This window comes from Kitasatospora sp. NPDC051170 (genome assembly GCF_044455705.1).
Taxonomy (GTDB): Bacteria; Actinomycetota; Actinomycetes; order Streptomycetales; family Streptomycetaceae; genus Kitasatospora.
In genome coordinates, this window is record NZ_JBITFA010000024.1 from 18,831 (window position 1) to 40,796 (window position 21,966).

Annotated in this window: 23 protein-coding genes and 1 pseudogene; 2 read left to right on the top strand and 22 right to left on the bottom strand. The window is 72.7% G+C overall.

Features of this window, described 5'->3' with window-relative positions; genetic code table 11:
- Nucleotides 1-2 precede the first annotated feature (2 nt).
- Nucleotides 3-1,154 (top strand): hypothetical protein, encoded by a 1,152-nt coding sequence (locus ACIBCA_RS34500; protein WP_396287062.1) that lies wholly within the window; start codon nt 3-5, stop codon nt 1,152-1,154.
- A gap of 5 nt (nt 1,155-1,159) precedes the next feature.
- Here ACIBCA_RS34500 and rlmN read toward each other — a convergent pair whose 3' ends face one another.
- The 6 genes from rlmN to rpsB form a co-directional block, all read right to left on the bottom strand.
- Nucleotides 1,160-2,260: a 23S rRNA (adenine(2503)-C(2))-methyltransferase RlmN gene (gene rlmN / locus ACIBCA_RS34505; RefSeq protein WP_396287063.1), complete on the bottom strand. Its 1,101-nt coding sequence runs from the start codon at nt 2,258-2,260 to the stop codon at nt 1,160-1,162.
- A 90-nt stretch (nt 2,261-2,350) separates the two neighbouring features.
- Nucleotides 2,351-3,691 (bottom strand): phosphatidate cytidylyltransferase, encoded by a 1,341-nt coding sequence (locus tag ACIBCA_RS34510; protein WP_396287064.1) that lies wholly within the window; start codon nt 3,689-3,691, stop codon nt 2,351-2,353.
- On the bottom strand, nt 3,691-4,212 hold the full coding sequence (gene frr / locus ACIBCA_RS34515) for a ribosome recycling factor (protein ID WP_396287123.1): 522 nt from the start codon (nt 4,210-4,212) through the stop codon (nt 3,691-3,693). The genes ACIBCA_RS34510 and frr overlap by 1 nt, the downstream gene beginning before the upstream one ends.
- A gap of 126 nt (nt 4,213-4,338) precedes the next feature.
- Nucleotides 4,339-5,103, bottom strand: a complete 765-nt coding sequence (gene pyrH, locus ACIBCA_RS34520; RefSeq protein ID WP_031072029.1) for a UMP kinase — start codon at nt 5,101-5,103, stop codon at nt 4,339-4,341.
- Between the two features lie 262 nt (nt 5,104-5,365).
- On the bottom strand, nt 5,366-6,205 hold the full coding sequence (gene tsf / locus ACIBCA_RS34525; RefSeq protein WP_380527420.1) for a translation elongation factor Ts: 840 nt from the start codon (nt 6,203-6,205) through the stop codon (nt 5,366-5,368).
- Nucleotides 6,206-6,333: 128 nt separating this feature from the next.
- The gene (rpsB, locus tag ACIBCA_RS34530) at nt 6,334-7,263 is read right to left on the bottom strand and encodes a 30S ribosomal protein S2 (RefSeq protein ID WP_396287065.1); all 930 of its coding nucleotides are present in this window, start codon (nt 7,261-7,263) and stop codon (nt 6,334-6,336) included.
- 595 nt (nt 7,264-7,858) lie between these two features.
- On the opposite strand from rpsB, the pseudogene ACIBCA_RS34535 reads away from it, so the two are divergent.
- Nucleotides 7,859-8,359: pseudogene (locus tag ACIBCA_RS34535) on the top strand (peptidoglycan DD-metalloendopeptidase family protein); the annotation flags it as partial.
- 57 nt (nt 8,360-8,416) lie between these two features.
- Here ACIBCA_RS34535 and ACIBCA_RS34540 read toward each other — a convergent pair.
- The 16 genes from ACIBCA_RS34540 to rpsP form a co-directional block, all read right to left on the bottom strand.
- Nucleotides 8,417-9,001, bottom strand: coding sequence for a TetR/AcrR family transcriptional regulator (locus tag ACIBCA_RS34540; protein WP_396287124.1), 585 nt, complete (start codon nt 8,999-9,001; stop codon nt 8,417-8,419).
- 109 nt (nt 9,002-9,110) lie between these two features.
- Nucleotides 9,111-10,004, bottom strand: a complete 894-nt coding sequence (whiG, locus tag ACIBCA_RS34545; protein ID WP_396287066.1) for an RNA polymerase sigma factor WhiG — start codon at nt 10,002-10,004, stop codon at nt 9,111-9,113.
- A gap of 294 nt (nt 10,005-10,298) precedes the next feature.
- Nucleotides 10,299-11,477 (bottom strand): DNA-processing protein DprA, encoded by a 1,179-nt coding sequence (gene dprA / locus ACIBCA_RS34550; RefSeq protein ID WP_396287067.1) that lies wholly within the window; start codon nt 11,475-11,477, stop codon nt 10,299-10,301.
- Nucleotides 11,474-13,153, bottom strand: coding sequence for a YifB family Mg chelatase-like AAA ATPase (locus tag ACIBCA_RS34555; protein WP_396287068.1), 1,680 nt, complete (start codon nt 13,151-13,153; stop codon nt 11,474-11,476). The genes dprA and ACIBCA_RS34555 overlap by 4 nt, the downstream gene beginning before the upstream one ends.
- A gap of 1 nt (nt 13,154) precedes the next feature.
- Entirely contained in the window at nt 13,155-13,688 is a 534-nt protein-coding gene (locus tag ACIBCA_RS34560; RefSeq protein WP_396287069.1) for a YraN family protein, read from the bottom strand.
- A gap of 178 nt (nt 13,689-13,866) precedes the next feature.
- Nucleotides 13,867-14,193, bottom strand: a complete 327-nt coding sequence (locus ACIBCA_RS34565; RefSeq protein ID WP_030056781.1) for a DUF2469 domain-containing protein — start codon at nt 14,191-14,193, stop codon at nt 13,867-13,869.
- 56 nt (nt 14,194-14,249) lie between these two features.
- Nucleotides 14,250-14,723 (bottom strand): NUDIX domain-containing protein, encoded by a 474-nt coding sequence (locus ACIBCA_RS34570; RefSeq protein WP_396287070.1) that lies wholly within the window; start codon nt 14,721-14,723, stop codon nt 14,250-14,252.
- A gap of 166 nt (nt 14,724-14,889) precedes the next feature.
- Nucleotides 14,890-15,642: a signal peptidase I gene (gene lepB / locus ACIBCA_RS34575; protein ID WP_396287071.1), complete on the bottom strand. Its 753-nt coding sequence runs from the start codon at nt 15,640-15,642 to the stop codon at nt 14,890-14,892.
- Nucleotides 15,643-15,796: 154 nt separating this feature from the next.
- The gene (gene lepB, locus ACIBCA_RS34580) at nt 15,797-16,831 is read right to left on the bottom strand and encodes a signal peptidase I (protein WP_396287072.1); all 1,035 of its coding nucleotides are present in this window, start codon (nt 16,829-16,831) and stop codon (nt 15,797-15,799) included.
- A 239-nt stretch (nt 16,832-17,070) separates the two neighbouring features.
- A complete protein-coding gene (gene lepB / locus ACIBCA_RS34585; RefSeq protein ID WP_396287073.1) occupies nt 17,071-18,021 on the bottom strand; it encodes a signal peptidase I in 951 nt (316 codons plus the stop codon).
- Complete coding sequence (lepB, locus tag ACIBCA_RS34590; protein ID WP_396287074.1) at nt 18,005-18,865, bottom strand: signal peptidase I; 861 nt, start codon at nt 18,863-18,865, stop codon at nt 18,005-18,007. Before lepB (ACIBCA_RS34590) ends, lepB (ACIBCA_RS34585) begins: the two co-directional genes overlap by 17 nt.
- A gap of 74 nt (nt 18,866-18,939) precedes the next feature.
- Nucleotides 18,940-19,290 carry a 50S ribosomal protein L19 gene (rplS, locus tag ACIBCA_RS34595; RefSeq protein WP_396287075.1) on the bottom strand — a complete coding sequence of 117 codons (351 nt, stop codon included), beginning with the start codon at nt 19,288-19,290 and terminating at the stop codon, nt 18,940-18,942.
- A gap of 154 nt (nt 19,291-19,444) precedes the next feature.
- The gene (trmD, locus tag ACIBCA_RS34600; protein WP_396287125.1) at nt 19,445-20,263 is read right to left on the bottom strand and encodes a tRNA (guanosine(37)-N1)-methyltransferase TrmD; all 819 of its coding nucleotides are present in this window, start codon (nt 20,261-20,263) and stop codon (nt 19,445-19,447) included.
- Nucleotides 20,264-20,313: 50 nt separating this feature from the next.
- Entirely contained in the window at nt 20,314-20,937 is a 624-nt protein-coding gene (gene rimM / locus ACIBCA_RS34605; RefSeq protein WP_396287076.1) for a ribosome maturation factor RimM, read from the bottom strand.
- Nucleotides 20,938-21,142: 205 nt separating this feature from the next.
- Nucleotides 21,143-21,382: an RNA-binding protein gene (locus tag ACIBCA_RS34610; protein WP_031072120.1), complete on the bottom strand. Its 240-nt coding sequence runs from the start codon at nt 21,380-21,382 to the stop codon at nt 21,143-21,145.
- Between the two features lie 2 nt (nt 21,383-21,384).
- Nucleotides 21,385-21,813 carry a 30S ribosomal protein S16 gene (gene rpsP / locus ACIBCA_RS34615; RefSeq protein WP_396287077.1) on the bottom strand — a complete coding sequence of 143 codons (429 nt, stop codon included), beginning with the start codon at nt 21,811-21,813 and terminating at the stop codon, nt 21,385-21,387.
- Nucleotides 21,814-21,966 lie beyond the last annotated feature (153 nt).

Consider the following 21,966-nt stretch of genomic DNA (forward strand, 5'->3'; position numbering starts at 1 on the left):
CCGTGTTCTACCTCCGCCTGGCCCGGGGCTACCGGGTGCCCGACCTCGGCCGCTGGCTGGTCACCGCCCTCGCCGCCGCCGTGGTCGCCGCCTTCCTGCTGCGCTCCCTCGGCCGGGCCATGAGCGACCCGCACGGCGCCGAGGACGCGCTCGTACGCCTGCTCTGGTGCCTGCCCCCGCTGGCCGCCGTCGCCTGGTTCGCCGCCGTCGCCGCCCGCTCGGTGCCCGCCCGACGGCCCGAACGCATCGCGGGCCTCACCGCCGCCGGCGCCGGCACCGGCCGCATCCGGGCCCTGATCGCCGGCGAGGTCGCGCTCGCCTGCGTCCTCGGCAGCCTGCTCACCCTGCTGCTCTTCCTCGTCCTGCGCAACGACATCGCCGGGCCCGCACTCGCCCCCGACCTCGGCATGGGCGTGCCGCTGCCCGCCGCCGCCCCGGTCACCCTGCTCGCCCTGGTGCCGCTCACCGCCGGGATCGCCGCCGCCTGCTCCGTCCCCGCCGCCGACGCCCTGCCCGGCGGCCGCACCACCCGCCGTACGGGCTTCGGCCCCTGGCGCATCGCCCTGCCGACCGGGCTGGTGGTCATCGGCGCCGCACTCGAACTCATCGCCCTGCGCCCCGGCGCCGCCGTGGACGGCCGCCCGATCCACCTGCCCGCCGGGCTCGGCACCACCAGCACCGCCGCCCTCGGCGGCTGGGCCGCCGGCGCGCTCGGCCTCGCCCTGCTCACCGGCCCCCTGCTCGGCTGGACCGGCCGCCTGCTCGCCCTCGGCCGGCCCACCCCGCTGCGGCTGCTCGCCGGCCGCGGGCTCACCGCCCAGGCCCGCCGGCTCGGCCCGCCACTGGCCGTGCTCACCCTCGTCCTCGCGGTGGTGCTCACCACCATCCGCTACTGGATCGGCGCCCCCGACCGGGCCGACGCCCTGCCCGCCGTCGAGGCCGGACTCGTCCTCGGCTGCGCGATCGCCGCCGTCGTCGCCCGCCTCGCCGAGGTCCGCACCGACCGCCGGGGCGTCACCGAGGCGCTGCTGCGCCTGGGCACCTCGCCCCGGCTGCTCTTCGGCGCCGTCGCCCTGCGCACCCTGGCGGTCGGCACCACCCTGCTGCTCACCGGCGGGGCGACCGCCGCACTGGCGGCCGCCGGGCTCCGGTAGTCCTGCTAGCCCGCCGCGGCGAGCTGGCCGCAGGCGCCGTCGATCTCCTGGCCACGGGTGTCGCGGACGGTCGTCGGCACGCCGTGGGCCTGGAGCCGGCGGACGAACTCGCGCTCGTCCTCGGGCCGGGAGGCCGTCCACTTGGAGCCGGGCGTCGGGTTCAGCGGGATCAGGTTCACGTGCACCCGCTTGCCGCGGATCAGGCGGCCGAGCAGGTCGGCGCGCCACGCCTGGTCGTTGATGTCCTTGATCAGCGCGTACTCGATCGAGATCCGGCGGCCGGACTTCTCCGCGTAGTTCCACGCCGCGTCCAGCACCTCGGCGACCTTCCACCGGGTGTTCACCGGCACCAGCTCGTCGCGCAGCTCGTCGTCCGGGGCGTGCAGCGACAGCGCCAGACGGCAGCTGAGGCCCTCGTCGGCGAAGCGGTGCATCGCCGGGACGAGACCGACGGTGGAGACGGTGACGCCGCGCTGGGACAGGCCGAAGCCGTCCGGCGCCGGGTCGGTGAGCCGGCGGATCGAGGCCAGCACCCGGTTGTAGTTGGCCAGCGGCTCGCCCATGCCCATGAAGACCACGTTCGACAGCCGCGCCTCACCGCCGGGGACCTCCCCGGTCTTGAGGGAGCGCATCCCGGCGGCGATCTGCTCGACGATCTCCGCCGTCGACAGGTTGCGGGTCAGCCCCGCCTGGCCGGTCGCGCAGAACGGGCAGTTCATGCCGCAGCCGGCCTGCGAGCTGATGCACATGGTGACGCGGTCCGGGTAGCGCATCAGCACCGACTCGACCAGCGTGCCGTCGAAGAGCCGCCACAGCGTCTTGCGCGTCGCGTCGTCGTCGCAGGAGACGTGCCGCACGACCTTCATCAGGTCCGGCAGCAGCGCCTCGGTGAGCTTCGCCCGGCTGGCGGCGGGGATGTCCGTCCAGCTCTCCGGGTCGTCCGACATCCGGCCGAAGTAGTGGTTGGAGAGCTGCTTGGCGCGGAAGCCCTGCTCGCCCAGCTCGGCGACGGCCTCCTTGCGCTCGGCGGGGCTCAGGTCGGCGAGGTGTCGCGGGGGCTTGGCGCCGCGCGGCGCGACAAAGGTGAGTTCTCCGGGCTTAGGCATGGTTCCTCCAGTGTCGCAGACGCGCGGAGGCCCCGGACGCGACAGGCGTCCGGGGCCCCTTCACCGCTTCAGCGCTTCACCGCGTGCGGGTCAGCTGCCGACGAAGGCCGCCAGCAGCAGCCAGACCACCGGGGCGGTCGGCAGGAGGGAGTCCAGGCGGTCCATGATGCCGCCGTGGCCGGGCAGCAGGGTGCCCATGTCCTTGATCCCGAGGTCGCGCTTGATCATCGACTCGCCCAGGTCGCCCAGGGTGGCGGTGACGGCCGCGCAGCCGCCCAGGATCAGGCCCTGCCACCAGCTGCCGTCGTCGATGATCAGCTGCATCAGCAGGGCGCCCGCCAGCATCGACAGCGCGATGCCGCCGGCCAGGCCCTCCCGGGTCTTCCCGGGGCTGATCGTCGGGGCGAGCTTGGTCTTCCCGAACTTGTAGCCCACCGCGTAGGCGCCGGTGTCGCTGCAGATCGTGACGATCAGGAACAGCACGATCCGCTGCGGGCCGTCGTCGGCCGCCAGCATCATCGCGACGAAGGTGGCCAGGAACGGCACGTAGAAGGCGGTGAACACGCCCGCCGTTATGTCGCGCAGGTAGTTCTCCGGCGGTTCGGTCATCCGCCAGACCATCACCGCCAGGCCCGTCAGCGCGAGCGAGGCCGCGGCCCACTGGATGCCGGCCCAGTAACCGGTGGCGACCATGGCGACGCCGCCCACGACCAGTGGGACCAGCGGCGCCTTGATCTGCTTGCGCTCGGAGAGCCGGCTGGTCAGCTCCCAGACGCCGACCGCGACGGCGGCCATGACGACGAACAGGAACAGCGCCTTCACCACGAACAGCGAGGCGACGATCACCGCGCCGAGGCCGACCCCCACGCCTATGGCGGCCTGGAGGTTGCGGCCACCGCGCTGCTTGGGCGGCTGCGGCTGCGGGGCGGGCTGGGCGGCCACGGGTGTCTCCTGCCCTGGATGGGACGACGGCGTGTACGGGGGCTGCCCGGCCGCCGGGTGGCTCGGCGGCGGCGCGGGGTGCACCGGAGCCCCCGGGAACGGCCGGTCGCCGGTTCCGGGGGTGGCGTCGTCGGCTATGGCGCGCAGCACCACCGTCTCGCTGCCGCCGGGGGCCGCCGGCGGCTGCTCGTCGCGGAACAGCGGGCCGCCACCGAGGCGGCCGGCCTCCCGGGCCTGGCCGGGGTCGGGCGGGCCGGGGTACTCACCGTGGTACGGACCGGGGTCGGCCGGGACGGGAGGCATGACCTGAGTCTCCTCCGCGTCGCCGTTCCAGTACACCGGAGGCTGCTGCGGCTGATCCGGACGGGGGCCGCCCGGCGCCGGATACGCCGGGGGCACGGGTGCCTGTGGCTGCGGCGCCGGACGGTACGGCTGGAACTGCTGGTCGGACGGGCCCCAGTAGCCGGGGGCGTCAGGGGCGTCGTTCATCAGACCTCGAGCAGCTCGGCTTCCTTGTGCTTCAGCAGCTCGTCGACCTGGGCCACGTACTTGGCCGTGGTGGCCTCGAGCTCCTTCTCGGCGCGGCCGCCCTCGTCCTCGCCGACCTCGCCGTCCTTCACCAGCTTGTCGATGGCGTCCTTGGCCTTGCGGCGCACGGCGCGGATCGAGACCTTGGCGTCCTCGCCCTTGGTGCGCGCGATCTTGATGAACTCGCGGCGGCGCTCCTCGGTCAGCTCGGGCAGGACCACCCGGATGATGGAGCCGTCGTTGGACGGGTTGACGCCCAGGTCGGAGTCGCGGATCGCCTGCTCGATGGCCTTGAGCGCGGTCTTGTCGAACGGCGAGACGACCGCCATCCGGGGCTCCGGCACCGAGAACGAGGCGAGCTGGTTGATCGGCGTGAAGGTGCCGTAGTACTCGGCGACGATCTTGGCGAACATCGCCGGGTGGGCACGGCCGGTGCGGATGGCCGCGAGGTCGTCCTTCGCGACGACGACGGCCTTCTCCATCTTCTCCTCGGCCTCGAGGAGGGTCTCTTCGATCGCTTCGCTCACTGTGGTCTCCCTGTCCGGTTCATCTGCTGTGGGTTCCGACCGGTCACGCCTCGGCGGCCGTCCGGTGCGGCTGGTTGCTGCTCAGGCCCGGACGGAATCCTGGCTGATGAGTGTGCCGATCTTCTCACTCTTCACCGCGCGCGCGATATTGCCCTCCGCCAGCAGTTCGAAGACCAGCATCGGAAGGTTGTTGTCCTTGCACAGCGTGATCGCGGTGAGGTCGGCGACCTTGAGGTCGCGGGCGATGACCTCGGAGTAGTCCAGGGCGTCGAACTTGACCGCGTCCGGGTTGGTCCGGGGGTCGGAGTCGTAGACGCCGTCCACGCCGTTCTTGCCCATCAGCAGGACGTCGGCGTGGATCTCCAGGGCCCGCTGGACGGCCGTGGTGTCGGTCGAGAAGTACGGCATGCCCATACCGGCACCGAAGATCACCACGCGGCCCTTCTCCAGGTGCCGGACGGCCCGCAGCGGCAGGTACGGCTCGGCGACCTGGCCCATGGTGATCGCGGTCTGGACGCGGGTCTCGATGCCCTCCTTGACCAGGAAGTCCTGCAGCGCGAGGCAGTTCATGACCGTGCCGAGCATGCCCATGTAGTCGGAGCGGGCCCGGTCCATGCCGCGGACCTGGAGCTCGGCGCCCCGGAAGAAGTTGCCGCCGCCGATGACCACCGCGACCTCGGTGCCGGCGCGGACGACCGTGGCGATCTCCCGGGCGATCGCGTGCACGACGTCCGGGTCGACGCCGAGCCCGCCGCCACCGGCGAAGGCTTCACCGGACAGCTTGAGCAGCACCCGGCGGCGCGAACCGGCCTTGGGGTCCTGCGCGGTCTCCTGCGTCTCCTGCATGGAAAGCTCCTTTATTGCACCTGCTGGCTCACTGACGCGGGCCATGCGGGCCCGTGTCTGCGCGTACACGCGAGGAGGCCACTGCCGCGGGAACCGGTTCGGTGTCCTGCACGGCAATGGCCTCCTCGTCGTTCATGGTGCCGACGCGGGCCGCCCGTTGACGGTTGGCGCTGGGTGAGCCCGCTCGGCGTTCCTCCCGCCCTGGTCAGCGGGCGGGGGCGGCTCCCAGCCTAGAGGGGCCGGGGACCAGGGGGAACGTGGCTCAGGCGCCGACGCGGAAGCGGGCGAAGCGCTTGAGGGAGACGCCGGCCTCCTCGAGGACCTTGGCGACGGTCTTCTTGTTGTCCTTCGCGAAGGCCTGCTCCAGGACGGAGTTCTCCTTCACGAAGCCGGTGACGCGACCCTCGACGATCTTCGGCAGGGCGGCCTCGGGCTTGCCCTCCTCGCGGGCGGTGGCCTCGGCGACGCGGCGCTCGTTCTCGAGGGCCTCGGCCGGGATCTCCTCGCGGGAGAGGTACTTCGGGGCGAAGGCGGCGATGTGCTGCGCGACGTCCTTGGCGACCTCGGCGTTCTCCTTGTCCAGCTCGACCAGGACGCCGACGGCCGGCGGGAGGTCGGGGCTGGTCTTGTGCAGGTAGACCGCGACGAAGCCGTCACCGTCGAACTGGGCGAAGCGGCGGAGGACGATCTTCTCGCCCAGGGTCGCGTTGGCCTCGTCCACGAACTGCTGGACGGTCTTGCCGGCCTCGATCTCGGAGGCCAGGGCGGCGTCGAGGTCCGCCGGGGCGCTCTTGGCGAGGTGAGCGGCGATCGCGTCGGCGACCTTGACGAAGTTGTCACCCTTGGCGACGAAGTCGGTCTCGCAGTTCAGCTCGACCAGAACGCCGGACTTCTTGTCCTCGGCGATCAGCGCGGCGACGGCGCCGTTGGAGGCGTCACGGCCCTCGCGCTTGGCGACGCCCTTCTGGCCCTTGATGCGCAGGAGCTCGACGGCCTTCTCGACGTTGCCCTCGGCCTCGTCCAGGGCCTTCTTGCAGTCCATCATGCCGGCGCCGGTGAGCTCACGGAGCTTCTTGACGTCCGCGGCGGTGAAGTTCGCCATGGTGTGAATCTCTTCTCGCGTCTCGCGTGTCTGCGTGGGGATGCGCCGGGACCGGCGGTTCGGTCCCGGCGCGGGAGAGAGGGGCACCCGCCGGTTGGTACCGGCGGCTGCCCCTCATCCGTGGTACGTCAGCCCTGCTCGGCCGGGGCCTCGGTGGCGACGGCCTCGGTGACCTCAGCGGCCTCGGTGGCGACAGCCTCGGTGACCTCAGCGGCCTCGACGACCTCGGCGGCCGGGGCCTCGGTGGCGGCAGCCTCGGCGGCCGGGGCCTCCTCGGCCTTCTTCTCGCCCTCGATCAGGTCCTTCTCCCAGTCGGCCAGCGGCTGGTCGGCACCCGGCTCGGCCTTGGCGTCGCCCTTGGCGACACCGGCGCGGGACTTGAGGCCCTCGGCGACGGCGTCGGCGATCACGCGGGTCAGCAGCGTGACGGAGCGGATCGCGTCGTCGTTGCCCGGGATCTTGTAGTCGACCTCGTCGGGGTCACAGTTGGTGTCGAGGATGGCGACGACCGGGATGTTGAGCTTCCGGGCCTCGCCGACCGCGATGTGCTCCTTCTTGGTGTCCACGATCCACACGGCGCTGGGAACGCGCTGCATGTCGCGGATACCGCCGAGGGTCTTCTCCAGCTTGTCGTGCTCGCGCTGGAGGACCAGGAGCTCCTTCTTGGTGAGGCCGGAACCGGCCACGTCCGAGAAGTCCAGCTCGCCGAGCTCCTTGAGGCGCTGCAGACGCTTGTAGACGGTCGAGAAGTTGGTCAGCATGCCGCCGAGCCAGCGCTGGTTCACGTAGGGCATGCCCACGCGGGTGGCCTGCTCGGCGATGGCCTCCTGGGCCTGCTTCTTCGTGCCGACGAAGAGGACGCTGCCGCCGTGGGCAACGGTCTCCTTGATGAACTCGAAGGCGCGGTCGATGTAGTTCAGCGACTGCAGGAGGTCGATGATGTAGATGCCGTTGCGCTCCGTGATGATGAAGCGCTTCATCTTCGGGTTCCAACGACGGGTCTGGTGACCGAAGTGGACGCCGCTCTCCAGCAGCTCCCGCATCGTGACGACGGCCATGTGCCGTGCTCCTCAGGTGTTACGGCCCGGGCCTCGGGGCTCCCGCGAGGGGAGGCCGCCAAGGGCGCGGGTCAGTCTCGGTTGGTCCGTGGCAGTCAGGTTGAAAGCCACGCCTGACGCCCCGATCGTGCCGAGCCGCTGCCACCCTCGCGGTCCGGGGACCGGTCGGGCTCGGCGGACCGAGCGGCACTCGCACCTGGCGGGGGCTGCGGTCGAACCATGTCCGTCCACGTCCGTCCACCGGTGGCGGGGCGTGCGAAGTCGACCCGGCGGACCGGGTCGCGTGTGAAGTGTACGGGAAGCGCCGAGGGGCAGGCGACTCCGAGCCCGGCCGACGTCCGGTCGGCGCCCTGCCGACGCCCGGGACGGGCGGGGCGCACGGGGGCCGAGGGGCCTCGCCGGTGCGCTTCGATCTGCGGGCGGTATGCCGCCACGAGGGCTCGTTCATGCCGTTTCTACACCGGATGGCGGTACGCGTACACCCGTCGGGGGGACGCGATGCGGGCGGGTGGGCGGTTTGTCCACAGGAATCCGGAACCGGGTGGTGCGGGGCCCCGGGTGCGGCAAGCCTCCGGTCATGACTGCGCGCGGAGTGATGGTGCTGGTTCTGGCGGTGGCGCTCGCACTGGCGGGCCCGGAGGCGGCGCCGGCCGCCCCGGGGCCGGCTCGCGCTGCGTCCGGTACTGCGCCCGGCGCGGCATCTGGTTCTGCGTCCAGCACTGCGTCGGGTTCCGCGGCGCGGGCCTGGCCCGTGGGTGGGGGCGGCGGGCTGCTCGGGCGGTTCGATCCGCCGGCGAAGCCGTGGGCGGCCGGGCACCGCGGGGTGGACCTGGCCGCCGGGCCCGGAGCGGAGGTACGGACGGCGGCGGCCGGGGTGGTCGCGTTCTCCGGGCTGGTCGCCGGGCGGCCGGTGGTGAGCGTCACCCACCCCGGCTCCGGCACTCCCCCGCTGCGGACCACCTATCTGCCGGTCCTGGGCTCGGTGCCGGTCGGTTCGGCGGTGGACGCCGGGCAGGTGATCGGGCACCTGGCACCGGAAGGGCGGCACTGCGGCGGGCGCGACTGCCTGCACTGGGGGCTGCTGCGGGGCGGGCGCTACCTCGATCCGCTGGCCCTGTTCGGATCGGGCTCGGCCCGCCTGCTGCCGCTCTCCTCAGAAACGGTCGAGCCCGTGCAGGGCCATGGCCACGGCCGCGTCGGCGATCGCCTCCGGGCGCTCGGCCGGACAGCCCGCGCGGGGCCCCGCGACCGACTGCTCGGCCTGGCGGACCGCCGCCTCGACGATCCCCTGGAGCAGCGCGGCGGCGAGCCGGGGCCGCTCGTGGCCCAGGTCCTCCAGGGCCCGGACGACCAGCCCGACCAGGTTCCCGTGCGCGGCGCGGATGCGCTCCCGCGCCGCCTCGTCGAGCTCCAGGGCCGAGATCGCCACGACCGCCCGGTGCCGGGGGTCGCCCGCCAGCGCCAGCTGGCCACGGACGTACGCCTCGATCCGCTCGGCCGCGCTGTCGCAGCTCTCCATCCCGGCCTCGATCTCGGCCGCCCAGAGCGGGAAGTCCACTTCGCACAGCGCCTCGACCACGGCGGCGCGGGAGCGGAAGTACTCGTAGACCGAGGAGCGGGCCAGCCCGGTGCGCGCCGCGAGCGCGGGGAAGGTCAGCGCCTCCATGCCGCCCTCGGTGAGCAGGGTGCGGGCAGCGTCGAGGAGGGCTGCCCGCTGCAGCTGGCGATGCTCGGCCACCGAGGCCGCTCGGATCTTCGGCACAGTGACACTGTACGGAGCCCTACCTCCGGCCGGTACGGCGCCGCGCATTCGAGGGAGCGCGCGGGGCGCCCGTGGGCGGGCGCGCCTACCGGACGTCCGAGAGCTTGGCGCGCAGCTGGAGGACGGACTTGGTGTGGATCTGGCTCACCCGGCTCTCCGTCACGCCCAGCACCTGGCCGATCTCGGCGAGGGTGAGGCCCTCGTAGTAGTAGAGCGTCACCACGGTCTTCTCCCGCTCGGGGAGGGTGTTGACGGCCTGGGCCAGCAGCCGGCGCAGCTCGCGGTCCTCGGCGACCTCGACGGGGTTGTCCGCGCCGTGGTCCTCCAGGGTGTCCATCAGACTGAGCCGGTCGCCGCCCTCCCCGACCGGGTGCAGCAGCTCGTCCAGGGCGACGACGTTGGCGAGCGAGAGCTGGCTGAAGATGGCGTGCAGGTCCTCCAGGGCGATGCCCATCTCCGCCGCGACCTCGGGGTCGTGCGGCGTCCGACGCAGCCGGGCCTCCAGCGTCGCGTACGTGCGCTCGACGGCCTTGGCCTTCTGGCGCACCGAGCGCGGGATCCAGTCGAGGGCGCGCAGCTCGTCGATGATGGCGCCGCGGATGCGGCTGATCGCGTAGGTCTCGAACTTGATCGCGCGGCCGATGTCGAACTTCTCGATGGCGTCGATCAGCCCGAAGACACCGGAGGAGACGAAGTCGGCCTGTTCGACGTTGGCGGGCAGGCCGACCCCGACCCGGCCGGCCACGTACTTGACGAGGGGTGAGTAGTGCAGGATCAGCTGCTCGCGCAGCTTGGCGTCGCCGGTCTCCTTGTAGGAGCGCCAGAGTTCCTCGAGCGCGGTGCGCCCCTGGGCCGCGGGCCCGTCGGGGCCCGCCTCGCGTTGGCCCTCTTCGCGCCGGCCCGGCAGCGCCGCCGGCCTGCCGCCCTGGCGCGACAAGCCTCCCATCGCTCCCGCCTGCTTGGACGGGAGCTCGGTCACGGTCCGCCGCTCGGTCCTCGGCCCGCCCGAGGACCGGGCTCCACCGGTCACTCTGTGTCCGGGAATGTGTGTGGGCATGCGTGGGTCTGCGCCGTTCTGCCGAGTCATGTGCTGATAGGGAAGGCATGTGGAGCGTAGCGTGACCGACTCACTGCAAAGCGCTACCGCCACTCGGTCGTCCCCCGATCCGGTGGCGTTCTCCGGCCGGAACCGCGCACACGAACGACAGAACAGGATCAGCAGGTCAGCCCGGCCCCTCGGCTCGCACCACCTCCTTCCGCACCGCCCCCGCGATCACCTCCTCCGCACCGCGCGCCAGTGCGCGCCGTGCCGTTCGACGAAGCCGAGCGAGCCCAACTCGTAGAGTTTCTGGAGCACTTCGTCCGGCGGCAGCCCGGCCTGCCGGGCCAGCCGTTCGATCGGCGCCCCTTCGGCCGTCGCCGGCACGGCCTCCAGCACCCGGGCGACCGCCGGCTCCAGCAGGTCCCGGGGCAGCACCGGGCCGGTGCGCTGCGGCGCGAGGTCCTCGCCGATCGCCCCGATCAGCTCGGTGATCTCGTCCGCGTCGGTGACGAGGGTGGCCGCGCCGCTGCGGATCAGGGCGTGCACCCCCGCGGAGAACGCCGAGGTGACCGGCCCGGCCACGCCCATGGTGTGCCGGTTGAGGTCCCGCGCCCGTCTGGCGGTGCTCAGGGCGCCGCTGCGCACGGCCGCCTCGACGACGACGGTGCCCCGGGTGAGCGCCGCGATGACGCGATTGCGCAGGACGAACCGGAAGCGGTTGGGGTGCTCGCCGGGCGGGAGTTCGCTGACCAGCAGGCCCTGGACGCCGATCCGCCGGATCAGCGTGGCGTTGCCCTTCGGGTAGGCCACGTCCACCCCGCAGGCCAGCACCGCGATGGTCATCCCGCCGACGGCGAGCGCGCCCCGGTGGGCGGCCGCGTCGATGCCGTAGGCGGCTCCGGAGACCACCACCCAGCCGCGCTCGGCCAGTTGGGCCGAGAGCTCACCGGCGACGTGGGCGCCGTAGGCCGTACAGGCCCGGGAGCCCACCACCGAGACCGAGCGGAGGGCGAGCAGCCGCAGCGATCCGGTGCCCGCCGCCCAGAGCCCGATCGGGCGTCCGTCGCCCAGGTCGTCCAGTTGGCTGGGCCATTCCGTGTCCCCCGGAATGATGAAGCGCCCACCGGCGTCCTGTACCCGTTTCAGGTCCCCGGCCGGGTCGAGGCCCGGCAGCCTCGCCTGGTATCCGGCGAGCCGGGTGGCGTCCAGCCCGGGGTGGTCGGGCACGGTGCCGTCGCGGATCGCGCGGACGAGTGCGGCGGCGGGGAGCCCGGCGAGCCAGCGGCCGACCATGGCGTCCCCGGGTTCGCTGACCCGGTTGAGCAGGACGCGGGCGAGCCTCTCCTCCTCCCGTCCGGTCACCGCCGGTGCCGTGTCCGGCGGTTGGGGGTCCCCCAGCAGTCGGGTCATGCCTCGTCCCCTTTCCTGGCTTCCTGGTTCCGGTCCGCCTGGGTCGCGGGTGGCCGTTCGCTTCGGCCGAGGGCCCGTTCGGTCAGCGGGAGCCCCTGCTCGATTCCGGTGCGCAGGACCAGGGCGGTGCGCACGTCCCGCTGGTCCGGTCGGTCGCGGCCGGCCAGGTCGGCGACCGTCCAGGCGACCCGGAGCACCCGGTCCAGCCCCCGGGCCGTCAGCAGCCCGCGCTCCAGCTGCCGGGCCACGTCGTTGAGGGCGCCGGAGCCCAGCTGCCAGCGGGTGCGCAGCTCATGGCCCGGCACCTCGGCGTTGGTCCGCCACGGTGTCCCGGCCAGCCGGGCGGCGGCCCTCTCCCGCGCGGCCAGCACCCGGGCCGCGACGGTCTCGGTGGTCTCGGCCGTCACGTCCCGCTCCATGAGCTCGATCCTGGTGACCGGCGCGACCTGGACCTGGAGGTCGACCCGGTCCAGCAGCGGCCCGGAGAGCCTCCCCTGGTACCGGCTGACCATCGCGGGGGTGCACTCGCAGCCCTCGCCCCGCCGTGAGTGCCGCCCGCACGGGCACGGATTGGCGGCAAGGCACAGCAGGAAGCGGGCCGGGAGACGGAGCGATCCGGCCGAGCGGGCGATCACCACCTCGCCCGACTCCAGCGGCTGGCGCAGCGCGTCGAGCACCCGGACGGGGAACTCGGGCGCCTCGTCCAGGAAGAGGACGCCGCGGTGGGCCAGCGAGACGGCGCCCGGTCTCGGCAGGCCGCTGCCGCCACCGACGATCGCGGGCATCGTCGTGGAGTGGTGCGGGGCGCAGTAGGGCGCGGTGTCGATCAGCGGGCGCCCGACCGGGAGCAGTCCGGCCACCGAGTGCACGGCAGTGACCTCCAGGGCCTCCTTCCGGGTCAGCGGCGGGAGCAGCGCGGGCAGCCGCTCCGCCAGCATGGTCTTGCCCGCGCCGGGCGGGCCCTTGAGGTAGAGGTGGTGACCGCCGGCGGCGGCGATCTCCAGGGCGCGTCTGGCCTCGTACTGGCCCGCCACGTCGGCCATGTCGAGGCGGGCGCGGTCCTCGCGCAGGCCCCGCACGCCGGCGCTGGGCAGCATCAGGCCGGCCATCAGCGGGTCCGGCCGGCCCCGGCCGACGGGGTCGGGCGGTTCCTCCGGTACGGGCGTGCCGCTGAGCACGGCCATCAGTTCGCGCAGGCTGCGGACGCCGATGACGGTGATCCCGGGGACGAGCGAGGCTTCGGGCGCGGTCTGCTCGGCGACCACGACCCGCTCGTACCCGGCCTCGGCGGCGGCCAGCACCGAGGGCAGCACCCCGCGGACGGGCCGCACCCGGCCGTCCAGCCCCAGCTCGCCGATGAGCAGCAGTTCGGCGATCGCGGTCGGGTCGAGCCGCTCGGCGGCGGCCAGCACGGCGCAGGCCACCGCGAGGTCGAAGCCGCTGCCGCTCTTGGGCACCGAGGCGGGGCTGAGGCCGACGGTCAGCTTGCGCTGCGGCCATGACTCGCCGCTGTTGCAGACCGCCGCCCGGACCCTGTCGCGGGCCTCGGTGAGCGCCTTGTCGGGCAGGCCGACCAGGGTGAACGCGGCCACCCCGGGCTCCAGATCGGCCTGGACCTCGACGATCACCCCGTCGACGCCGACGAGCGCGACGGAACACGTGCGGGCGAAGGCCATCTCAGACCACCCCCCGCAGGTGGTCGACCAGGGCGGCACCCCGCGCCCTGTTGACGACCGCCACCAGGTCGATCCGCACGCCCCCGGGTGGGGCGGGCGGCCACTGCGGGTCGGCCGGCCCGGGGTCGTACCCGGGCCCGGCCAGCCGGGCGAAGTGCCCGGGCCATCGTTCGGCGAGCCAGCGCTCGGCCAGGCGGCGGAGCCGGGCCGCCTTGGCCCGGTCGATGGCCTCGCCCGGCTGCTGGAAGCCCCGCTCGGAGCGGGTCTTCACCTCGCAGACCGCCACGGTGTCGCCGTCGAGGGCGACGATGTCCAGCTCGCCCTCGGCGCAGCGCCAGTTGCGGTCCAGGATGCGCAGCCCGTCCTCGGTGAGGCGACGGGCCGCGACCCGCTCCCCGTAGCGGCCGAGCGCGAGGGTGTTGGAGAAGCCGCTCCGAACGGTGCCTGCGGTGCCTGCGGTGTCTACGGAGCCTGCGGTTTCTGCGGTTTCTGCGGTTTCTGCGGTTTCTGCGGTCTTCTCGATGGTGTTCTGCACGGTGACCACCTCCGCGGAGGAGGCTGCACCGTGGGCGCGCGCCGGGGCAGGGAATTACCGCTTCCCTGTGGATAACTCGGGCGCGTTCATCGTGCTATTCACCCTCAAGGGTGACAGGCCCCGCTGAGGCCGAATTCCGCTGGACAACGCGGCCGGACGTGGTTCAACGTCGGCGGCGTCAGTTCCCGAAGCCGGACTCGTCCGAGGGCAGCTCCAGGTCGCTCTTCGCGAGTTCCTCGATGTTCACGTCCTTGAAGGTCAGCACCCGGACCTTGCGGACGAACCGGGCAGGCCGGTACATGTCCCAGACCCACGCATCCGCCATCGACACCTCGAAGAACACCTCGCCCTGGACCGAGTGCACCTGCAGCTCGTAGTCGTTGGTGAGGTAGAACCGTCGCTCGGTCTCGATCACGTACTTGAACAGGCCGACGACGTCCCGGTACTCCCGGTAGAGCTTGAGCTCCATCTCGGTCTCGTACTTCTCGAGATCTTCGGCACTCATCCAGGCGTCCCCTCAACTCGTCAACGTCCACCCATTGTGGACCAACGCACCCACGCTCAGAGCCGTACCGGATCGACCGGCGGGCCCTCGGCCAGCAGCCGGGCCAGGAAGTCCGCCAGTCCGGCCGGATAGACCGTCTCGGCGGTCGCCCCGAGCTCGTCGACCGTCCACCAGCGCGCGCCGAGCAGAACGGCGTGCTCGTCCTCGGTCAGGCCCGAGTGGTCCAGCTCCGTCCGGGTCGTCCGGGCCAGGTGGAACCACTGTTCCTGTTCGTACCGCTGCCCCTGATAGGAGAACGACACCGTGCCGTACGCCACCAAGGGCCCCAGGGCCACTCCCCGCAAGCCCGTCTCCTCGGCGAGCTCCCGCTCGGCGGCCTCCCGGAAGCCCTCTCCGGGCTCCAAGCCGCCGCCGGGCGTGAACCACCACGTCTCGTCGGGCTCAGCCGGATCCTTCCCCAGGAAGAGGAGGATGCGGTCCTGCCCGTCGAGCAGCAAGATCCGCACGGCCTTCCGCCGTCGTGCCGTCATGGCTTCCCTGCACGCTCCTCCCGTCCGCGTGGGCGGCGCTCACGATCCTGCCACCCGGCGGGTGCCCGCGGGGCGATGTTCGACACAGCCGCCGGAGCGGCGGGCCCGATCAGGAGCGCGGTCAGGGGCAGCGCGGTCAGGAGCAGCGCGGTCGGGAACGCCGCGGTCAGGAGCGCCGCAGCCGGCGGGCCAGGCCCGCCACCCCGCCCGCCGCGCAGGTCAGGACGATCAGTGCCGCTCCGCCGACGGTCGCGTAGGCGGCGGTCTCCAGCGGCCCGGGCGCGCCGGCGCTCGGGCCCGCGAGGCCGTCGAAGGCGGTGGTGCGGCGCAGCAGCGCCGTGCGGCCGAAGGGCATCACGGTGGCCTCGACCCTGGCCTCCACCCCGTCGGCCGGGACGGTTCCGCCGTCCACGTCCATGTGGGTGCGGGAGTCCAGCGAGCCCTGCCGGTTGTCTCCGAGCAGGAACAGCCGCCCCTGGGGCACCGTGACGCTGAAGGAGTCGCCCTTGGGGGCCTGCTCGGCCAGGTAGGGCTCGTCCACCGGCTTGCCGTTGACGGTCAGCCGGTTGTCCCCCCTGGTGACGGCCACGGTGTCGCCGCCGACGGCGACGACACGCTTGACCATGAGCTGGCCGCCGCCCCACGCCTGGTCCCGGAAGATCACCACGTCCCCCCGGCCGACCTCGCCGGCGCCGATCTTGCGGCCGAGCACGGTGTCCCCGATCCGCAGGGTCGGGTGCATCGAGGCGGTGGGGATGTCGTACGGCCGGTAGTCCACGGCGATCAGGGCGAAGCCGCCGATCATCAGCACCAGCCCGAGCGCGATCGCCACGCCCTGGAGCACCGCCCACGCCCGGCGGGGCGAACGGGCGGGCGCCTCGGGCCGGTCGTCGGCCGTCTGCTCCACGACACTGCTCATCGCCACCCACCTCTGACCGACCGGAGAACGCCACTGGCGCGCCGGGGGCACGGGCGGAGAAACCGGCGGGCCGTGGCACGTCCGAGCAGATTACTCGTCGGTACCACGGCCCGCGCAAGAGCCGGGGAGAACCCTTTCGACCCCGGGTCCGGCCTCAGGACTCCTTGCGGCGCTGCGCCCGGGCCCGGGTCCGGCGCACCAGCGGGACCAGGGCGATCGCACCCACGGTGGCGAGAGCCGGGGGCGCGGCCGGGCCGGTCGCCGCCGCCAGGCCCTTCTGGTCGAAGGTGTCCGGCACCGGGAGCGTCGACCAGTGGGAGACGGGCCAGGCCACCACGAAGGCGCGCCCGATCACGTTGTCCACGGGGACGGTCCCGCCGCCGGGCTGGTCCTGGTGGTAGCGGGAGTCGAGCGAGTTGGAGCGGTGGTCGCCCATCACCCAGATCCGGCCCTTGGGCACCTTCACCGGGGCGAACGGCATCGTCCCGCAGGCGGGGTTGCCCTGGAAGACGTACGGCTCGTCGAGCGGCACCCCGTTGACCTTCAGCGGCCCGTTGCCGTCGCACTCCACGGTGTCCCCGCCGACGGCGACGACGCGCTTGATGAGGTCCTTCTCGTTGGCGGACGGCATCAGGCCGACGAAGCTCAGTACGTCCTGGACGCCCCGGACGAAGGAGTTGTCGCTCTGCTGGGTCGGTTCGTCGCCCAGCCAGCCGCCCGGGTCGTGGAACACCACGACCTCTCCGCGCTCGGGCTCGGCCCCGAACCAGGGGGTGAGCTTGTCCACCAGGACGCGGTCCCCGACCTGGAGCGTGTTCTGCATCGACTCGGACGGAATGGAGAACGCCTGGACGAAGAAGGTCTTGATCACCAGCGCGAGGACCAGCGCGATGCCGACCAGGATCGGCAGTTCCTTCCAGAAGGAACGCGGCTTGCGCGGCTTGGCCGACGCCTCCGATTCCGGGCCGGAGTCGGATCCCGGGTCACCCGTGGACGCGTCCGCCGGTTCGGGGTGCTCCCGGGAGCCTTCCGCGCCGTCGCCGTGCTCGCCGTGCTCGTCGGCGGTCTGGGCCGCCTGGTCCTCGGCCGCGGCCGAGGGCGCAGCGGACTCGGCGGACCGGGCCACCCGGCGGCCGGAGCCCTCCGGCTCCCCGGCGCCTGAGCGGGCGCCGATCACCACATCCCCCACAACGTCTCCTCCCAGCTGTGCGGACGCCCGCGCGCCCGCAATCACAGTGCCGCACAGCGGGCACCACGCTCGCCATGACCATGAACGCCTCAGGGCTGCCCACGACAGGCTCCCCCGACACCAACACGGCCCGGTCGTACGGCCGGTACCTCCGGCCGCACCTGCACTTCTCTATCACTCCGAGGCATCCGGCTCGCGTTCCCACACGCGCCGTCCGGACGCCCGGCCACCGGCGCGGCTCACTCCGGGGGCCTGCGCGGCCGCCGCCCGACGAGCGGAAGGATGCCCAACACCCCCATAACGAGCGGGGGTTCCATCGGAACCGGTCCAACCGCCATCGATTCCGGCCCAGTTCCGCGGGCCTGCGAAGTCCGCGCAAGAGAGGAGAGTGAACCCGGCTCATCGAGTTGATGCAACCGCCCCAGCGGCCAGGTGATCGCGAACGCGCGTCCGACCACGCCGCTCAGCGGGATGGTCCCCTGGCCCGGATTGCCCATGTGGAAACGGGAGTCGGCGGAGACGTCCCGGTGGTCGCCCATGACCCAGAGCCGCCCCTGCGGCACCTTCACCTTGAACGGCTGCCGGGAGGGCGGGTTCCCGGCGGCGAGGTACGTCTCCTGCACCGGCGTGCCGTTGACGCTCAGCCGTCCCTGCGCGTCGCAGCACTCCACGGTGTCACCGCCGACGCCGATCACCCGCTTGATCAGGTCCTGCTCGCCGGCGGAGGGCATCAGCCCGACGTAGGCGAGGACCTCCTTGGTGCCCGCCATCAGCGTGCCGTCGTGGGAGGGCCTGCGGTCCTCCTCCAGCCAGCCGCCCGGGTCCTTGAACACCACCACGTCGCCGCGCTGCGGCTCGGCCCCGAACCAGGGGGTGAACTTGTCCACCAGCACCCGGTCCCCGACCTGGATGGTCTGCTCCATCGAGCCGGAGGGGATCACGAACACCTGGATCATGAAGGTCTTCATCACCAGCGCCACCACCAGGGCCACCAGGATGATCAGCGGGAACTCCCGCACCAGCGAGCGCCTGCGGCGGCGCGCGGCCCGGCGGGCGCTGCGACGGCGCTCGGCCCTGCCCCGTACGGGCGCGGCCGAGTCCTCGGCGCCGTCACCCCGCCGTTCGTCACCCTGCTCGCCCCGGCCCCCCGCGGGCCGGTCGGCGAGGCGTCCTCTACCTCTGCTCCCCATGACCACCCGTCCCCGCGATCGCGGCGAAGGCGGCGGGGCGGTCCAGGCTCGTCCAGCGGGAGAACGGGTAGACGACCCAGTCGGCCCGGCCGATCACCTTGTCCTCGGGCACGAAGCCGCCGCCGGGCTGCCCGAGGTGGTCGCGCGAGTCGCGGGAGGCGCTGCGGTGGTCCCCCATCACCCACAGCTCCCCGCTCGGCACCAGCACGTCGAAGGCGACGGCGGACGGGGCGTCGCCGGGGAACAGGTACGAGGACTCGTCCAGCGGCACGCCGTTGACGGTGATCGGCAGGCCAGGGCCCTTGCACGTCACCCGGTCCCCGCCGACGCCGATCACGCGCTTCACGTAGACCGTGTTCCCGGCCGGGACGATCCCCAGGTCCCGCCCCAGGGACCGGAGCCGGTCCGCGGCGCCGGGCGGCTCCTCGGGCTCGCGCAGGAAGGAGCCGGTGCCGTCGAAGACGACGACGTCCCCCCGCTCGGGGTGGTCGCCGAAGGTGTAGGCGAGCTGGTTGGCGACGATCCGGTCACCGGGTCGCAGTCCCTCCTCCATGGAACCGGAGGGCACCGAGTACGGGCGCGCGACGAAGGCGTTGACGAGCAGCAGGACCAGCAGGCAGATCCCGGCCAGCATCAGCAGGTCCCACCCGCGCGATCGGCCGGGCGCCTCCTCGGAAGGCTCGGCCGCCGCAGCAGCCTCGGCGCCGTCCGCGCTCCCGGCGCTCCCGGCGCTCTCGGCAGCCCCGTCCTCCGGAGGCGAAACGACCGCGGACCGCGACAGCGGCTCCGCACCGGTGGGTGCTGGAGTGCCGTCGCGGTCCGCGGGTGGCTCGTGCGTGCTCATCGGGGGCTGAGCTTACCTTGCGGTGGCCCCGCCGCCCGATCGCTCCGATCCCCGGACGAACCGGGGCCGGGAGATCACGCGTCGCGCTTCTCCTTGATCTTCGCGGCCTTGCCGCGCAGGTCGCGCAGGTAGTACAGCTTGGCGCGGCGAACGGCACCGCGGGTCACGACCTCGATCTTCTCGACGATCGGGGTGTGCACCGGGAAGGTGCGCTCCACGCCGACGTTGAAGCTGACCTTGCGGACGGTGAAGGTCTCACCGATGCCGGCGCCGTGGCGACGGATGACGACGCCCTGGAAGACCTGGACACGGGAGCGGTTGCCCTCGATGACCCGGACGTGGACCTTCAGGGTGTCACCGGCGCGGAAGGCCGGGATGTCGGTGCGCAGCGAGGCCGCGTCGACAGCAGCGAGCTTGTTGCTCATGGTGCTCTCCATCGCAGGCGCCACGGGCCGCCCACGGAAGTTCGTCGCAATGGGGTCTGCTGCGGGCCGCATCGGCTGGCGGCGATCCCCCCGTGGCGGGGGCGCCGGTCCACGTAGCCCCTACGCGAGGGGCCCAGCGACAGACAGCAGCTGCCTATTCTTCCACAGCACCGGCCGCGGACCGAAATCGGTCCAGCTCCTCGTCCCAGGCCAGTCCGAGCACGCTGAGCGCCTCGCGCTCCTTCTTGTCGAAGGAGCCGTACCGCCAGCGCTCGACCAGGTCGGGCCGGTTGGCCAGGGTCCGGGCGAACGCCTGCTCGCGCCGCCAGCGGGCGATCCTGCCGTGGTTGCCGCTGAGCAGCACGTCCGGCACCGTCCGGCCGCGCCACTCGGCGGGCTTGGTGTAGACCGGGCCCTCCAGCAGGTCGGCCATCGCGCCGGGCGCGAAGGAGTCGTCGCGGTGGGACTCCGCGTTGCCGAGCACGCCGGGCAGCAGCCGGGCGATCGCCTCGACCATCACCAGCACGGCGACCTCGCCGCCGGCCAGCACGTAGTCGCCGATCGACGCCTCGACCACCGGCATCCGGGTGGCCGCCTCCTCGATGACCCGCCGGTCGATGCCCTCGTACCGGGCCGGGGTGAACGCCAGCCAGGGGCGGCCGGCCAGCTCCTGGGCCAGCTCCTGGGTGAACGGCCGCCCGCTCGGGGTGGGCACGACCAGGGTGGGCACCTCGCCCTCGGGGCCGCCGGCGAGCACCGCGTCCAGGGCTTCGCCCCACGGCTCGGGCTTCATCACCATGCCGGGGCCGCCGCCGTACGGGCTGTCGTCGACGGTGCGGTGCACGTCGTGGGTCCACGCCCGCAGGTCGTGGACGTGCACGTCCAGCTGGCCGCGGGCGCGGGCCTTGCCGACCAGCGAGACGTCCAGCGGCTCCAGGTACTCGGGGAAGATCGTGACGACGTCGATCCGCATGCCGGCCTGGACGGCGGCCTGCGGCAGATCCCCCGCGGTCTCCTCGACGCTCACTCCGACTCCTCCGAGGCGTCGTCCGAGGCGACGTCCGCGGAATCGTCCGAGACATCCCCGGAGGCGGCGTCCTGCGCGTCGGCGTCCCGCGAGCCGGCGACCTCGGCCGACTCCGGGTCGATCAGCCCGGCCGGCGGGGTGATCACGGCCCGCTGGTTCTCCAGGTCGATGGTCGGCACGATCTGGGTGACGAAGGGCACCAGCACCTCCGTCCCGTCCGCCTTCTTCACGGTGAGCAGGTCCTGGTAGGGCAGGTGGACGACCTCGGTCAGCTCGCCCACGAGGGTGCCGTCCTGCAGCACCACGTCCAGGCCGATGAGCTGGTGGTCGTAGTACTCCTCCGGGTCGTCCGGGCGCTCCTCCGGGTCGACCTCGGAGATGAGCAGGGTGCCCCGCAGCGCCTCCGCCGCGTTGCGGTCCTTGACGCCGGCGAAGCGCAGCAGCAGCCGCCCGCTGTGCACCTTGCCGGACTCGACGGTCAGCGGCCCGACCGACGCCGGGTCGGTCATGACGACGGCACCGGGGCCGAGCCGGAGCTCCGGCTCGTCGGTGCGGACCTCGACGCTGACGTCCCCCCTGATGCCGTGGGCACGGCCGATCTTGCCGACGACGAGCTGCACGGTGATCGTTCTCCTGGAGTTCCTGGTGCCTGTACTAGCCGCACTACCTGTACTGCCTGCACTGCCTGCACGTACTGCCTGTACTGCCTGTACTGCCTGCTGCACTACCTGCACGTACTACCTGTACGAATGCCGAAAAAGGCCGGCCGGGACGACATGCGTCCCGGCCGGCCTCAAGCCCCTGACGGCTGCACGAGCGGCAGCGTCAGCGAATGTTGTCCGCGTCGACCAGGTCGACCCGGACGTTGCGACCGCCGAGGGCGCCGACCACGGTGCGCAGAGCGCGCGCCGTGCGGCCGCCCCGGCCGATCACCTTGCCGAGGTCATCGGGGTGCACTCGCACCTCGATGGTGTTACCCCGACGCAGGTTGCGCGAGCGCACCTGCACCTCGTCGGGGTGCTCGACGATGCCCTTCACCAGGTGGTCGAGGGCGTCCTCGATCACGCTCAGGCCTCGGCGGCGGCGTCGGCCTCAGCCTCGACCTTGTCCGACTTCTTGGCCTTCGGGGTGATGGCGACACCGGTGGTGGCGTCCTCGAAGCCGGCGACGGCCTTCGCGAACAGGTGCGAGAAGTCCTCGACCTTGGGCTCGGCGACGAGCAGCGGGGCCGGAGCCGGCAGGCCCTTGTACTTCTGCCAGTCACCGGTCAGCTTGAGGATGGCGAGCACCGGCTCGGTCGGCTGGGCGCCGACGGACAGCCAGTACTGGGCGCGGTCGCTGTCGACCTCGATCTTCGAGGGGTTGTAGGTCGGCTGGTAGATGCCGATCTCCTCGATCGCGCGACCGTCACGCTTGGTGCGCGAGTCGGCGACGACGATGCGGTAGTGCGGGGAGCGAATCTTGCCGAGACGCTTGAGCTTGATCTTGACTGCCACGGGAGTGGATTCTCCAGGTGTTGACGTGGGTGAACGGCCTCGCCGTCCGCGTGGGGTTGCGGGGCAAACCGTTCAAGGGACACGCCAGCCGTAGGAGAGAGGGGTCCTGCTCGGCTGCCGAGTACTCAGCTGTCCATTGTGCCACAGCGCCGG

Bases quoted from the DNA above. Each gene is read 5' to 3' on its own strand.
- rlmN (WP_396287063.1), bottom strand. From the start codon at position 2,260: ATGCCTAAGCCCGGAGAACTCACCTTTGTCGCGCCGCGCGGCGCCAAG.
- ACIBCA_RS34510 (WP_396287064.1), bottom strand. From the start codon at position 3,691: ATGAACGACGCCCCTGACGCCCCCGGCTACTGGGGCCCGTCCGACCAG.
- frr (WP_396287123.1), bottom strand. From the start codon at position 4,212: ATGGAGAAGGCCGTCGTCGTCGCGAAGGACGACCTCGCGGCCATCCGC.
- pyrH (WP_031072029.1), bottom strand. From the start codon at position 5,103: ATGCAGGAGACGCAGGAGACCGCGCAGGACCCCAAGGCCGGTTCGCGC.
- tsf (WP_380527420.1), bottom strand. From the start codon at position 6,205: ATGGCGAACTTCACCGCCGCGGACGTCAAGAAGCTCCGTGAGCTCACC.
- rpsB (WP_396287065.1), bottom strand. From the start codon at position 7,263: ATGGCCGTCGTCACGATGCGGGAGCTGCTGGAGAGCGGCGTCCACTTC.
- dprA (WP_396287067.1), bottom strand. From the start codon at position 11,477: ATGACCCGACTGCTGGGGGACCCCCAACCGCCGGACACGGCACCGGCG.
- ACIBCA_RS34555 (WP_396287068.1), bottom strand. From the start codon at position 13,153: ATGGCCTTCGCCCGCACGTGTTCCGTCGCGCTCGTCGGCGTCGACGGG.
- ACIBCA_RS34565 (WP_030056781.1), bottom strand. From the start codon at position 14,193: ATGAGTGCCGAAGATCTCGAGAAGTACGAGACCGAGATGGAGCTCAAG.
- ACIBCA_RS34570 (WP_396287070.1), bottom strand. From the start codon at position 14,723: ATGACGGCACGACGGCGGAAGGCCGTGCGGATCTTGCTGCTCGACGGG.
- lepB (WP_396287071.1), bottom strand. From the start codon at position 15,642: ATGAGCAGTGTCGTGGAGCAGACGGCCGACGACCGGCCCGAGGCGCCC.
- lepB (WP_396287073.1), bottom strand. From the start codon at position 18,021: ATGGGGAGCAGAGGTAGAGGACGCCTCGCCGACCGGCCCGCGGGGGGC.
- lepB (WP_396287074.1), bottom strand. From the start codon at position 18,865: ATGAGCACGCACGAGCCACCCGCGGACCGCGACGGCACTCCAGCACCC.
- rplS (WP_396287075.1), bottom strand. From the start codon at position 19,290: ATGAGCAACAAGCTCGCTGCTGTCGACGCGGCCTCGCTGCGCACCGAC.
- trmD (WP_396287125.1), bottom strand. From the start codon at position 20,263: ATGCGGATCGACGTCGTCACGATCTTCCCCGAGTACCTGGAGCCGCTG.